The following is a 13,357-nucleotide window of genomic DNA, read 5'->3' as shown; positions in this document are numbered from 1 at the left end:
TTCAAGCAAGCTCTTTGACAGATTTATTTCGGTCCGCGTTTGGCAAGGATCCGCTGCAGCGTCCGCCGATGCATCGACAGCCGGCGTGCGGTTTCGGACACGTTGCGATCACACATTTCATAGACGCGCTGAATGTGTTCCCACCGCACCCGGTCTGCCGACATCGGGTTTTCGGGCGGTCCGGGCATCGACGCGCCTTTTGCCAGCAGGGCATTGGTGACATCATTTGCGTCGGCAGGCTTTGACAGATAATCTGTGGCGCCGATTTTTACGGCCGCAACCGCCGTCGCAATGGCACCATATCCTGTCAGCACGACGATACGGCAATCAGGGCGCCGCTCGCGCAACGCCTCGACAACATCCAGCCCATTCCCGTCTTCAAGCCGCAGGTCCACCACGGCATAGGCCGGTGGTCGCGACTGCGCGATGGCCTTTCCCGCCGCAACACTTTCGGCGGTTTCGGGAATGAACCCCCGGCGCTCCATCGCGCGGGCAAGGCGTTTGACAAATGGCTCATCGTCATCGACCAAAAGCAGAGTGCGATCCGGGCCCAGATCTGCCGTGACGTCTTCAGCCATTTTTTTCTCCGTCTGCTCTGTCTTTGTGCTTGGGTAGGTAGCTTGCCTGCCCCCGGCGTCAATTTATCGGCTTGCCTGCGACGTTGGCGCATTTGAAACAAAACATGCCACCCGCTCTGCCATCTGAACTGCCGTATCTTCGCGGCGGAAGAAATCGACAAAGCCGACGCCTGGCAGCGTAAGATATGTGAAGGTGGAGTGATCAACCAGATAAAACTCCGGGTCGCCGCCATCTTGCTTGCGGTAGAAAGTTTTGTAGGCCTGTGACGCCACTCTGACCTGATCGGCCGAACCGGTCAGGCCAACCATATTCGGGTGAAGGTAATCGGTGAATTCCGCCAGAACCTCGGGCGTGTCACGCTCGGGATCGACCGAAATGAAAACCGGCGTCACGTCAAAGCCCTGTTCTTCCAGAATATCCACGGCTTCGGCATTGCGGGCGACGTCAATCGGGCAAACATCGGGGCAAAACGTGTAACCAAAATAGATCAGCGCCGGTTTGGCCAGAACATCTGCATCCGTAACCGTAGCGCCCGTATCATCGACAAGCGTGAAGGGGCCACCAATATCGCCACCGCCGATCTGACCGCCCCGGCATTGCGCAAAGGCATCGCCATCGGTCTGAAGAAAGATATACAGGGCGGTTCCACCCAGCAGCCCCACAACGGCGGCGGCAGCGACCGCAGCATACGTTTTGGTCATTTCAAGCATCCTGTCTGCGCAATCGCCGCATTGATCCCTGCCCGTGGCAGGCCTAACACTGGCGTTCCTAGTATCTTTGAACAAGGGATGCCATGCTTTCCCCCGATTCCGGTCTGCTTTCCCGTGATACGCGCAGCGACTGGGTCCGGCTGCGGACCCTTATTTTGCTGCGATGGATGGCCATCGTCGGACAACTTGCCGCAATCACTGTCGCTGACCGCTATTATGACATGCAGCTGCCGCTCGGGCTTTGCTATCTTGCGGTCGGTGCCTCGATCACAGCCAACCTGGTGTCGGTGTTCGTTTTCCCCGAAAGCAAACGCCTGTCAGAGACCGAGGCGATGCTGACCCTGCTGTTCGATTTGTCTCAGCTTTCCTTCCTGTTGTATCTGACCGGGGGCCTGGCGAACCCGTTCGCACTGCTGATCCTTGCACCGGTCACCATCTCTGCGTCGGCGCTGGAGCTGCGGACAACGCTGTTGCTGGGAAGCCTGTCGATCATCTTCATCACCCTGATCGCCTTTGTCCATGTGCCGCTGCTTTATGCCGACGGATCGGCGCTATCGGTTCCGGTGCTGTTCGGCTTCGGATTCTGGCTGTCCATCGTGATCGGCATTCTGTTTCTGGGCCTGTATTCGCGACGGGTGGCGACAGAGATCAGGTCAATGTCCGATGCCCTGCTTGCAACCCAGATGGCCTTGGCGCGGGAACAGAAGCTGACCGACCTTGGCGGCGTGGTGGCCGCGGCGGCACATGAGCTGGGGACACCCCTTGCCACCATAAAGCTGGTCTCCGCCGAGATGATCGACGCGCTGGAGGATCAGCCGGAGCTGCAGGAGGATGCCCGGCTGATCCGCGATCAGGCCAACCGTTGCCGTGACATCCTGCATTCGATGGGGCGCGCAGGAAAGGATGACCTGCACATGCGCACCGTGCCCCTGTCGATGCTGGTGACCGAGGCCGCAGAGCCGCATCAAGGCCGCGGCAAGCGTCTGGACCTGACATTCCTGCCCCGTCATGGGGCGGGCGAACGGCAGCCGAATGTCAGGCGCCGTCCCGAGGTGATTCATGGTCTGCGCAATCTTATACAGAATGCGGTAGATTTCGCGCAGACCACCGTCTGGATTCAGGGCGAATGGAGCCTCACAACCCTGACCATCCGCATTGTCGATGACGGAGACGGTTTTCCGTCGCACGTTATCGGTCGGATCGGTGACCCTTTCGTGCGCAGCCGAAGGTCTTCACAGGATCTTGTGGTGCGACCTGAATATGAAGGAATGGGGCTTGGATTGTTCATTGCAAAAACACTTCTGGAGCGGACGGGGGCAGAACTCACGTTCGCTAACGGATCAGATCCGTTTCTGGGCCCCGAAGATCGACCCATACGCAGTGGAGCCATTGTCGAGGTCAAATGGCCGCTAGAGAAACTTGTTCAGACCGACCACCAAGGGCTTGGCCCGAATGAGCCGATACAGTCGTAAAATATTCATTTGAAAGCGCAGCTTAAGATAGCCTTGGCTGTAAGATATTGGTTAACTTTTCGTTAACGGACTAACGCTTAAGTTGTAGGGAACTGCTGGAATTGGAAGCTTTATGGATTCGCATTTCGTCTTGGGGCTCGGAATGGGTCTTGCTGCGGTTCTGTCAGCTCTGGGTAGCATTCTGCTGGCGGCCGCTTTCCATGGGAGCAAGATTCCCGTTCGCAGCAGTATTTTCGACGAACGTCAGAAAGGCACCCTGTTCCTGTTCGATGGCGAGGTTATGATAGATTGTACGCCGGGCGGTCGCGCTGTTATCGCTGCCTCGGCAGTGCCAGGGTCAGATTGGGCAAAACTGCTTGTCCATCTGTCCATGTCATTTCCACAGGTTGACCAGCACCTTACCAAACTGCCGGAACAAGGGGCCGTCACCCTTGCCGCCGAGGACGAGTCAGGTCAGACCATATTGTTGCTGGCGGAATACCGTGGCGGGCTGACACATATCACCCTGATCGACCCGGAATCGCGCGGCGCATCTTTTGGCTATGACCTGCTGGCCCAAAGATCGATGAGCGACGATCTGGCCTTCTTGCGGTCAATCGTGTCACACGCACCGTTTCTGGCGTGGCGCGAAAAGGACAATGGAGACGTCGTCTGGGCCAATACCGCCTATCTGCTGCGTGCAGGTGATCTTCTGGCGCAGGGGCAAGAGTTGACCTGGCCCTTGCCAAAGCTGTTTGACCGGACCGCCATCCTGCAAGGCGTCAGTGGCCAGCGGCAGATCCTGCGGTTTCCTGATGGGCGGGAGCAGTGGTTCGAACTTGTGAGCATGCCTGATGACGATGGCCGCAGGATCTATGCCCTGCCGGCGGATTCTGCCGTCCACGCAGAAACCACCTTGCGCGATTTCATGCAGACTCTGACCAAAACCTTTGCACATCTTCCGATCGGCTTGGCGATTTTTGACAACAGGCGGCAGTTGCAGCTTTTCAATCCGGCGCTTCTGGACCTGACCGGGTTGCAGCCGGATTTCCTGTCTCTGCGCCCGTCGCTTCTGTCGGTCCTTGACGCCCTGCGCGACCGCAGCATGGTTCCCGAACCCAAGGATTATCACGACTGGCGCAATCAGATCACAGATATCGAACGGGCGGCGGCATCAGGTGTTTATGAAGAGACGTGGAACTTGCCGGGCGGTCAGACCTACAAGGTTGTGGGACGGCCCCATCCGAACGGGGCGCTTGCGCTGATGATCGAAGACATTTCAACCGAAATCACCCGCACCCGCCGCTATCGCGCAGATATGGAACTGGGTCAGTCTGTCATCGATTCAATGGACGAAGCGATGGCCGTGTTTTCCGAAACCGGGATGTTGGTGATGACAAATGCGAATTATACAAAGCTGTGGGAACACGATCCGTCAGACAGTCTGGCCAGTGTCGGGATCACATCATTGGCACGCCACTGGTGCAGCAAGTCCGCGCCCAGCGCGCTGTGGGCCGAGGCCGAAGAGTTTGTCTGCACCGTCGGCGACCGTCAGCCCTGGTCCGCAGATGTGCGCATGCTCGACGGGCGTCTGGTCACCTGCCGTCTGTTGCCACTGGCCGGCGGGGCGACCCTTGTCGGCTTCAGGGTCGGGCGTGGTGCTGCCGATCTGGTGTCCGAAAGTGCCGAAAGACGTACCGCCTGAAGACAGAGACTTGCGGCGGCGCGGCGGAGACGTAAAACAGGGTGCATGTGCCATGCAACGCGCCTCCAGCTATTCCTGCCCTCCGAAGACGCAACCGACAGCCTTGGCGGGCTTTTGGCCGGGCATCTGGTGCCGGGCGACACGCTGTTGCTGACCGGGCCGATCGGGGCCGGAAAATCGCATCTGTCGCGCGCCATTATCAGGGCGCGGCTGCACCGGATGGAAGATGTCCCTTCCCCGACCTTCACGCTGGTGCAGACGTATGAAGACGCTGCGGGCGATGTCTGGCACGCTGATCTGTACCGGCTTTCCCATCCGGATGAGGTGATGGAACTTGGGCTGGAAGAGGCGATGTCCACCGCGATCTGTCTGATCGAATGGCCCGACCGGCTTGGGCGTTACCTCCCGCAGAACGCGATCCATCTGACCCTGACCCCGGAGGCAGAGGGCCGGCGCGCCGCGTTTGCCTTTGACGGCCGCCCCGCACTGGAAAAGGCGCTGCATGACCCGGCGCTCTGAGGCCTCCACCGCCTTTCTGGCGGCAAACGGCTGGGGGCAGGCTGTGCGGCGGTTTCTGGCGGGCGACGCCTCTGACCGCAGTTATGACCGGCTGACGCGCGGGGCGCAGACTGCCGTCCTGATGGATGCGCCGCCCGGAACGGCGGATGATACGGCGGCTTTCGTCTCTATCGCGGCGCATTTGCGCCGGATCGGCCTGTCAGCCCCCGACATTCTGGCGCAAGATCTGACGCAGGGCTTCCTGCTGATCGAAGATCTTGGCGATGCCCTGTTCGCGCGCGTACTGGAAACCTCAACTACGCAGGAACCGGTCCTGTATCGCGCAGCAACGGATGTTCTGGTCCGGCTTCAGGCACAATCCGCCCCTGCAGGCCTGCCGGACCTGTCGGCGGCCGACTGGGCGCAGGCAGCCACATTTGCACTGGACTGGTACGCCTTTGCGGCGACCGGTCAGCGTCCATCTTCGGTGGAATTTGTCCAGACCCTGACCGACGCCCTGCAAGCCCATGCGGATGGGTCAAGGGTCTTGATCTTGCGGGATTATCATGCGGAAAACCTGCTGCATCTGCCCCAACGGCAAGGTGTGGCGGCGGTGGGCCTGCTCGACTTCCAACTCGCCCAGATGGGCCAGCCGGGGTATGATCTGGTGTCCTTGCTGCAGGATGCCCGTCGCGATGTCTCGCCCGATGTAGCGTCCGACATGACATTGTATTTCGCCAAGGAAACCGGGCGGGATGTCCCGGCGTTTGAAGCCTCCTGCGCGGCGCTGGGCGCGCAGCGGTCCTTGCGCATTCTGGGCATATTCGCGCGCCTGTGCCTTGTGGGCGGCAAACCCGGTTATCTGAAGCTGATCCCACGGGTCTGGCGGCAGCTGCAGGGCAACCTGTCCCATCCGGCGCTGTCTGACCTTCGGGCGGTGTGCGATGGCCTTCTGCCCGCCCCAACCGATACCGTTTTGCAAAAGATCGGGGACCAATGCGCCAGCCCTTCCCCCTGATGTTGTTCGCCGCCGGCTTTGGCACCCGCATGGGCGCGCTCACCGCGCATCAGCCCAAACCGCTGATCAAGGTTGCCGGCCTGCCGCTGATTGACCACGCACGGCGGGTTGCTGCGCAGGCCGGAGTGACGCATCTGGTGGCAAACCTGCATTACCGGGGCGATCAGCTGGCAGCGCATCTTTCGGGCAGCGGCATCGGTTTGTCATGGGAACACGACGCAATTCTTGACACCGGCGGCGGGCTTAAGGCCGCGCTGCCGCTGATGGCTTCAGGTCCGGTACTGACCCTGAACACCGATGCGGTCTGGACCGGCCCCAACCCCCTGACCACCCTGATGCAGGCGTGGGACGGTGACAGAATGGACCAGTTGTTCCTGCTGTTGCCCGCAGCGCAGGCGCGCAGTGCAACGGGCCGGTCAGATTTCATCATGGACGACACCGGCAAGGTGGATTGGGCCAGGGGCCGGGACGGGTTCCTGTATCTGGGCGCACAGATCATCCATCCCCGGCTTCTGACCGAAACCGAGGCGTCGTTTTCCCTGCACGCCCCGTGGACACGCGCCATGGCGGCAGGCCGCGCTTATGGCGTCCTGCACCGCGGCGACTGGTGCGATGTCGGCCACCCGGACGGGATTGCCGAGGCCGAGGCCATGGTGCGCGCCGCAAAGGACTGGCCCGATGTTTAGCCCCGAAGAGCCCCGCCTGTTCGCTGTTCCGCCCGGCGTGGATTTCCCGGCTGCAGTCGTGGCGGGTCTGCGCGCAAGGTTGCAGGGCCAGCCGCCCGAGGCGATGGCCCGCGTGACGCTTTACCTGAACACCACACGCATGCGACGCCGCGTGGTTCAGCTGTTCGGCCAGCAGGGGGCGGGGTTCCTGCCGCGCATCCGGCTGGTCACGGATCTGGAGCCGGACATCGCATCGCCTGCCCTGCCCCCCGCCATCCCCGCCTTGCGCAGCAAACTGCAACTGACCGTTCTGATCGGGCGGCTGCTGGACAACCTGCCCGATCTTGCGCCCCGTTCTGCGCTGGCCGATCTGGCCGAAAGCCTGTCTGCGCTGATGTCGGAAATGCAGGGCGAAGGGGTCACTCCCGACCGGGTTGCCGCGCTGGATGTGTCGGACCATTCCGAACACTGGGCGCGCACCCGCGAATTCCTGACCATCATCGCGCCGTTCTTTGCCGATGATCATCAGATGGACACCGAGGGCCGTCAGCGCCGCCTTGTGCTGATGCTGGCCGATCTCTGGTCCAGAACGCCGCCCGCCGATCCGGTGATCATTGCCGGTTCCACCGGGTCGCGCGGCACGACGGCGCTTTTGATGCAGGCGGTGGCCCGGCTGCCCCATGGCGCGATCATCCTGCCGGGCTATGATTTCGATATGCCGGAACAGGTCTGGCAGGGTCTGGATGACGCACTGACCAGTGAGGATCATCCGCAATACCGTTTCCGCAAACTGATGGCGCTGACGGGCACCGCGCCTGCAGACATTCGACCTTGGCACGACACCGCGCCGCCAAGTGCGGCACGCAACAAGGTGGTGTCGCTGGCCCTGCGCCCTGCCCCGGTTACAGATCAATGGCTGATTGAGGGGCCGGATCTGCTTGACCTGACCGTGGCGATGGAGGGGACGACGCTGATGGAGGCCGCCTCCCCGCGGCAAGAGGCTTTGTCGATCGCGCTGATCCTGCGTGATGCGGCGGAGCGGCAGGTTCCGGCCGCGCTGATCTCACCCGACAGGGTGCTGACCCGGCAGGTCGCGGCGGCGCTGGACCGCTGGGGCATCCGCCCGGATGACAGCGCCGGTGTGCCGCTGAACCAATCGGCCCCCGGGCGGTTCCTGCGCCATGTCGTGCGGTTGTTCGGGCAAAAGCTGACCTCTGACGCGCTGCTGACGATGCTGAAACACCCGCTGACGGCGTCGTCGATGGACCGGGGCCAGCATCTGCTGTTGTCGCGCGATCTGGAGCTGAAACTGCGGCGCGAAGGTCCGGCCTTTCCGACCGGACCCGATCTGATCGCCTGGGCCATGGTGCAGCGTAACGCGCACGCGCTTGGCTGGGCCACGGCTCTGGCCGGCGCGCTGGACGGGCTGGCAGAGGCAGGCCCCGTGCATCTGGCCGACCATCTTGCCCGCACCCGCACCCTTGCCGAACGCTTGTCACGCGGTCCGGCCCCAGAGGGCACCGGGCGGCTGTGGGAAGAGGCGGCGGGCGAAGCGGCGCTGGCGTTCCTGACGCAGCTGGAGGCAGAGGCTGCCCATGGCGGCACCCTGACCCCCGGCGAATTCCGCGATCTGTTCGAGGGTCTGATCTCGGGCGAAGAGGTGCGCGCGCCGATGATCGCCCATCCGGGCATCATGATCTGGGGCACGCTGGAGGCGCGGGTTCAGGGGGCAGAACTGGTCATTCTTGCGGGCCTGAATGACGGGACATGGCCCGCCCTGCCCCCGCCCGATTCCTGGCTGAACCGCAAGATGCGGATGGACGCGGGGCTTTTGCTGCCCGAACGGCGCATCGGCCTGTCGGCGCATGATTTTCAGCAGGCCATTGCCGCGACAACGGTGGTTCTGTCGCGCGCGCTGCGCAATGCCGAGGCTGAAACTGTGCCATCGCGATGGATCAACCGGTTGACCAACCTGATGGCGGGCTTGCCCGACACCAACGGCCCCGAAGCCCTGCGCCAGATGCGCGCGCGTGGCCAGCTCTGGCTGGACCGCGCCGCCGCGATGGACCGGGCCTTGCCGGACCCGGATGCCGGGTTGCGCCCTGCCCGGCGCCCCTCGCCCTGCCCGCCACTGACGGCGCGACCAGACGCGCTGTCACTGACCCGGATCGAGGTGCTGATCCGCGATCCCTATGCCATCTATGCCGACAAGGTGCTGAACCTGCGCCCGCTCGACCCGATCCGTCAGGCCCCCGACGCCCGCGACCGTGGGACAGTGGTGCATGAAATTCTGGAATGTTTCGCGCGCGAAAGACCGCCACAGGAAGACCGCGACGCCGCCCACGCGCGGCTGATGCAGATCACCGCCCGGGTGCTGGACGCATCAGTGCCCTGGCCCGCCGCCCGCGCCCTGTGGGCCGCGCGGATGCAGCGGTTGGCCAGCCACTTCCTGACCGTCGATGCCGCCGAAGGGGGCGAGACGATACTGGTCGAAGGCCGGGGCGAGCTGGTGTTGCAAGACCTGAGCTTCACCCTGTTCGGCACGCCCGACCGCATCGACCTGCTGCCTGGCGGCAAGCTGCATCTGATCGACTACAAGACCGGCAGCCCACCAACGGAGCAGGCTCAGAAATCATTTGCCAAGCAACTGCATCTGGCGGCTTTGATCGCAGAAGACGGCGGGTTCAAGGGGCTGGGACCGCAACAGGTGGCCAAGATCACCTATGTCGGCCTTGGGTCATCCGGCAAGGTGACGGAAGATGAGATCACCGAGGACAAGCTGGCCGCGGTCCGCGACGGATTGTACCATCTGATCGGGTCCTACACACGGTTGGGACAAGGCTACACCTCACGCCGCGCCGTGTTCACCGAACGCTTCCCCGGCGATTACGACCACCTGGCGCGGTTTGGCGAATGGGAAATGACCGACACGCCAGACCCGCAACCCGTGGGCAGAGGGGCATCACATGACGCATGACGCAAGCCTTGCCCAACGGGCCGCCGCACAACCGGCGCTGTCGACATGGTTGTCGGCAAATGCTGGGTCGGGCAAGACCCGGGTGCTGACCGACCGCGTGGCGCGATTGCTGCTCAACAAGGTGCAGCCACAGCACATTCTGTGCCTGACCTATACCAAAGCCGCCGCGACCGAGATGCAGAACCGCCTGTTCCGCCGTCTGGGCGAATGGGCGATGAAACCGGATGATGCCCTGCGCGCCGATCTGACCGATCTGGGCGAAGGGCAGACGCTGGATGCGAACCAGCTTGCCTTGGCGCGGCAGCTGTTCGCCCGCGCGATTGAAACGCCGGGCGGCTTGCGCATCCAGACCATCCACAGCTTTTGCGCCACGCTGCTGCGCCGCTATCCGCTGGAGGCGGGCGTCACCCCCGGCTTCAAGGAAATGGACGACCGGACCGCCAGAACTCTGCGCGATGATATCGTGCAGGACATGGCAGACCGGCTTGCCCCGGAACAGGCGGCCACTCTGGCGCGGCATTATACGGCCGAAGATTTCGGCACCCTGATGAACGAGATCTGCACCCGCGCCGATGACTTTGAACGTCCGCTGTCGCGAACCGCAGCGCTTGCGAGGTTTGGCCAGCCGGAAAGCCTCACTCTCGACCGGCTGTTGGCATCGGTGTTTCTGGGCGATGAGGGCGATATTCTGGCTGAACTGACCGCGCGGCTGGCTGGGAGCGGCGTGAATGACCAGAAGGCCGGGAACAAACTGGCCACGATGGACCCGTTTGTGCCTGATCTGCGCAGCCTGCAGATGCTGGAAAGCGTCTTCCTGTTCGGATCAGGCGCGCGGGCCAATCAGGCAAAGGTGAACGATTTTCCGGCCAAAGACCTGCGCAATGCCCTTGGCCCGCTGGGGGAACGGTTGCGCAATCTGATGGGCCGGGTCGAGGGCGCACGGGCGTCGCGCGTGGCGCTGGAGGCGGCAGAAAAGACACTGGCGCTGCATGATTTTGCGCGCGTCTTCCTGCGGCTTTACACCACCCGCAAGGCCGACCGGGGATTCCTCGACTTTGACGACCTGATCCGCAAGGCAGGCCGCTTGCTGAACGACCCCGGCCTTGCGGCATGGGTGCTGTTCCGGCTGGATGGCGGCATCGACCATATTCTGGTGGACGAGGCGCAGGATACCTCTCCCGCGCAATGGCAGGTGATCGAAAAGCTGACGGCCGAGTTCACCGCCGGACGCGGGGTCAGCGACAAGACCCGCACGCTGTTTGTGGTGGGCGACAAGAAGCAGTCGATCTATTCGTTTCAAGGCGCGGATCTGACCGCGTTCGAGGCGCGGCGTCAGGATTTCGCGGCAAAGTTTGCCGCCATCACACAGCCGATGCAGGACCGCACGCTGGACTATTCCTTCCGGTCATCGCGGGCCATTCTGGATGTGGTGGACGCCACCTTTGGCGATGCCTTTCCGGCAGCGCTGGGGGACCCGCCGCGGCATCTGGCCTTCTTCGACACGCTTCCGGGCCGGGTCGATCTATGGCCGCTGATCCCCAAGGCCGACACCACGGCGGACGAGGATGGCTGGAACCCGGTTGACCTGATTTCCGACAGCCATCACACGGTGGAGCTCGCCCGGATGATCGCGGCTGAAATCCGCGCGATGATTGATGCGGGCGTACACATTCCCACGGCGAAGGGCGAAAGCCGCCCGGTGCAGGCGGGCGATGTGCTGGTCTTGGTCCAGACACGCGGCACCTTGTTTTCGCAAATCATCCGCGCCTGCAAACAGGCCGGATTGCCGATTGCTGGGGCCGACCGGCTGAAGCTGGGCGAAGAGCTGGCGGTCAAGGATCTGGTGGCGCTCTTGTCTTTTGTGGCCACGCCGGAAGACAGCCTTTCCCTTGCGGCGACCCTGCGCTCACCGCTGTTTGGCTGGTCAGAAGACCGGCTGTTCCGGCTGGCGCATGGCCGGGAGGAGCGGCACCTTTGGGCCAGCTTGCGCAACGCGGACGCGCCGGACACCCTGCATATTCTGAACGATCTGCGCAGTCAGGCCGATTTTTTGCGGCCCTATGAAATGCTGGAACGCATCCTCACGCGCCACAACGGTCGCCAGCGCCTGCTGACCCGGCTGGGGCCAGAGGCCGAGGATGGCATAGATGAGCTGCTCAATCAGGCGCTGGCCTATGAGAGCAATGATGTGCCCAGCCTGACCGGCTTCCTGACCTGGCTGGAAAGTGACGTGGTCGAGGTCAAACGCCAGTTGGACAGCGAAGGGTCGAACATCCGGGTGATGACCGTGCACGGCTCCAAGGGGCTGGAGGCGCCCATCGTCATTCTGCCCGACACCGCCGACCGCAGTCCGCGCGACCATGCCGAGGTGATCCGGCTGGCAGATGGCCTGCCGGTCTGGAAAACACCCGAAAAAGAAAGCCCGCCGGACAGTGCAGCCGCGCTGGAGCTGCGCAAGGCAAGGATCGCCGAAGAAAACCTGCGCCTGCTGTATGTGGCGCTGACCCGCGCGCGGTCCTGGCTGATCGTGGCCGGGGCCGGAGAGGCCAAGATCACCAGCGGCAAAGAGGCCAAACCACGCGAGAAATGGGCCTGGCACCGGCAGGTCGAGGTCGGGCTGCAGGCGCTGGGCGCGCTGCCCGATGGGGCGGGACGCCTGCGCCACCAGTCCGGACTGTGGCCGGCAAACGCGCCGGTTGCGGTGCCACAAAGGCCAGCTGTCGTATTGCCGGACTGGGTCGCCACCCCAGCGCCCGACGCGCCGCGCGATCTTGCGCCCCTGTCGCCCTCTGATCTTGGTGGCGCAAAGGCCCTGCCGGGTGAGGGCGACCCGGTCGAGGTGGCAAAGTCACGCGGCACCGCCCTGCACCGCCTGCTGGAAACCCTGCCCGCCCTTGATCGCGCCCTCTGGCCCGCCACGGCGCGCGCGCTGACGCCAGAAGGGTTTGATCCGGACGCATTCCTGGCCGAGGCAACGGCGGTGCTGTCGATGCCAGAGGCCACCGCCCTGTTCGCGCGCGAAACATCGGCCGAGGTCTCGGTCACCGCCACCCTGCACGAACGGCAGCTGGCAGGGACGATTGACCGGATGGTGATCACACCGGGCAGCGTGCTTGTGGTCGATTTCAAGACCAACCGGGTGGTGCCGGATTCCCCCGCGCAGGTGCCGGATGGCATCCTGCGGCAAATGGGGGCCTATGCCCATGCCCTCGCGCAGATCTACCCGGACAGGCGCATCGAAACGGCGATCTTGTGGACGGCTGCCCCAAAACTCATGCATCTTGATGCCGAAGCCGTAACTGCAGCGCTTGGCCGGGCCCCTTTGCTTGACCTTTCGACTGGCAATGCCTAGCTTAAACGGTGAACATATTCCATTCAGGAGATACGACATGGGCGCTGCGACCGTTGCCGTCACCGACGCCACCTTTGATGCCGAGGTCCGCCAGTCGGCCCTGCCGGTCGTGGTGGATTTCTGGGCCGAATGGTGCGGCCCCTGCCGCCAGATCGGCCCGGCCCTTGAAGAGCTGGCGACCGAATATGCCGGCAAGGTCAAGATCGTGAAGATCAACGTGGATGAGAACCCCGAAAGCCCGGCCCAGCTGGGCGTGCGCGGAATTCCGGCCCTGTTCCTGTTCAAGGACGGGCAGGTTGTGTCGAACAAGGTGGGGGCTGCGCCGAAGGCGGCGTTGGCCACCTGGATTCAGTCGGCGATCTGATTGCAACTTACAGATACCAAGGGGCGGTCCTGCGGGGC

General features: G+C 63.3%; 10 protein-coding genes. 8 read left to right on the top strand and 2 right to left on the bottom strand.

Annotation, left to right across the window (positions count from 1 at the left end):
* Window positions 1–23: 23 nt before the first annotated feature.
* Together EEB11_RS10650 and EEB11_RS10645 are read right to left on the bottom strand one after the other, a co-directional pair.
* Complete coding sequence (locus EEB11_RS10650; protein WP_135431149.1) at window positions 24–578, bottom strand: ActR/PrrA/RegA family redox response regulator transcription factor; 555 nt, start codon at window positions 576–578, stop codon at window positions 24–26.
* A 63-nt stretch (window positions 579–641) separates the two neighbouring features.
* Window positions 642–1,280, bottom strand: a complete 639-nt coding sequence (locus tag EEB11_RS10645; RefSeq protein WP_135431147.1) for an SCO family protein — start codon at window positions 1,278–1,280, stop codon at window positions 642–644.
* A 92-nt stretch (window positions 1,281–1,372) separates the two neighbouring features.
* On the opposite strand from EEB11_RS10645, the gene regB reads away from it, so the two are divergent.
* From regB to trxA, 8 genes are all read left to right on the top strand, one after another.
* Entirely contained in the window at window positions 1,373–2,761 is a 1,389-nt protein-coding gene (regB, locus tag EEB11_RS10640) for a sensor histidine kinase RegB (RefSeq protein ID WP_135431145.1), read from the top strand.
* A gap of 370 nt (window positions 2,762–3,131) precedes the next feature.
* Window positions 3,132–4,445, top strand: a complete 1,314-nt coding sequence (locus tag EEB11_RS10635; protein ID WP_245298862.1) for a PAS-domain containing protein — start codon at window positions 3,132–3,134, stop codon at window positions 4,443–4,445.
* Window positions 4,446–4,490: 45 nt separating this feature from the next.
* Window positions 4,491–4,964, top strand: a complete 474-nt coding sequence (gene tsaE, locus EEB11_RS10630; protein ID WP_135431141.1) for a tRNA (adenosine(37)-N6)-threonylcarbamoyltransferase complex ATPase subunit type 1 TsaE — start codon at window positions 4,491–4,493, stop codon at window positions 4,962–4,964.
* Window positions 4,948–5,961 carry an aminoglycoside phosphotransferase family protein gene (locus tag EEB11_RS10625; RefSeq protein WP_135431139.1) on the top strand — a complete coding sequence of 338 codons (1,014 nt, stop codon included), beginning with the start codon at window positions 4,948–4,950 and terminating at the stop codon, window positions 5,959–5,961. The genes tsaE and EEB11_RS10625 overlap by 17 nt, the downstream gene beginning before the upstream one ends.
* Complete coding sequence (locus EEB11_RS10620) at window positions 5,940–6,647, top strand: nucleotidyltransferase family protein (RefSeq protein ID WP_135431137.1); 708 nt, start codon at window positions 5,940–5,942, stop codon at window positions 6,645–6,647. The genes EEB11_RS10625 and EEB11_RS10620 overlap by 22 nt, the downstream gene beginning before the upstream one ends.
* A complete protein-coding gene (locus EEB11_RS10615) occupies window positions 6,640–9,603 on the top strand; it encodes a PD-(D/E)XK nuclease family protein (RefSeq protein ID WP_135431135.1) in 2,964 nt (987 codons plus the stop codon). Before EEB11_RS10620 ends, EEB11_RS10615 begins: the two co-directional genes overlap by 8 nt.
* Window positions 9,593–12,955 (top strand): double-strand break repair helicase AddA, encoded by a 3,363-nt coding sequence (gene addA / locus EEB11_RS10610; RefSeq protein ID WP_135431133.1) that lies wholly within the window; start codon window positions 9,593–9,595, stop codon window positions 12,953–12,955. Before EEB11_RS10615 ends, addA begins: the two co-directional genes overlap by 11 nt.
* A 37-nt stretch (window positions 12,956–12,992) precedes the next feature.
* Window positions 12,993–13,319, top strand: a complete 327-nt coding sequence (trxA, locus tag EEB11_RS10605) for a thioredoxin (RefSeq protein ID WP_103334991.1) — start codon at window positions 12,993–12,995, stop codon at window positions 13,317–13,319.
* Window positions 13,320–13,357: the final 38 nt, after the last annotated feature.

This window comes from Pseudotabrizicola sediminis (assembly GCF_004745575.1).
Lineage (GTDB): Bacteria > Pseudomonadota > Alphaproteobacteria > Rhodobacterales > Rhodobacteraceae > Pseudotabrizicola > Pseudotabrizicola sediminis.
The sequence above is the reverse complement of the archived record's forward strand: the minus strand, read 5'-3'. Positions and strand labels throughout refer to the sequence as shown.

What these genes read in the sequence shown, in the direction of transcription:
- tsaE (WP_135431141.1), top strand. Translation starts at nt 4,491, where the DNA reads ATGTGCCATGCAACGCGCCTCCAGCTATTCCTGCCCTCCGAAGACGCA.
- EEB11_RS10625 (WP_135431139.1), top strand. Translation starts at nt 4,948, where the DNA reads ATGACCCGGCGCTCTGAGGCCTCCACCGCCTTTCTGGCGGCAAACGGC.
- EEB11_RS10620 (WP_135431137.1), top strand. Translation starts at nt 5,940, where the DNA reads ATGCGCCAGCCCTTCCCCCTGATGTTGTTCGCCGCCGGCTTTGGCACC.
- EEB11_RS10645 (WP_135431147.1), bottom strand. Translation starts at nt 1,280, where the DNA reads ATGACCAAAACGTATGCTGCGGTCGCTGCCGCCGCCGTTGTGGGGCTG.
- EEB11_RS10650 (WP_135431149.1), bottom strand. Translation starts at nt 578, where the DNA reads ATGGCTGAAGACGTCACGGCAGATCTGGGCCCGGATCGCACTCTGCTT.
- trxA (WP_103334991.1), top strand. Translation starts at nt 12,993, where the DNA reads ATGGGCGCTGCGACCGTTGCCGTCACCGACGCCACCTTTGATGCCGAG.
- regB (WP_135431145.1), top strand. Translation starts at nt 1,373, where the DNA reads ATGCTTTCCCCCGATTCCGGTCTGCTTTCCCGTGATACGCGCAGCGAC.
- EEB11_RS10615 (WP_135431135.1), top strand. Translation starts at nt 6,640, where the DNA reads ATGTTTAGCCCCGAAGAGCCCCGCCTGTTCGCTGTTCCGCCCGGCGTG.
- addA (WP_135431133.1), top strand. Translation starts at nt 9,593, where the DNA reads ATGACGCATGACGCAAGCCTTGCCCAACGGGCCGCCGCACAACCGGCG.
- EEB11_RS10635 (WP_245298862.1), top strand. Translation starts at nt 3,132, where the DNA reads ATGTCATTTCCACAGGTTGACCAGCACCTTACCAAACTGCCGGAACAA.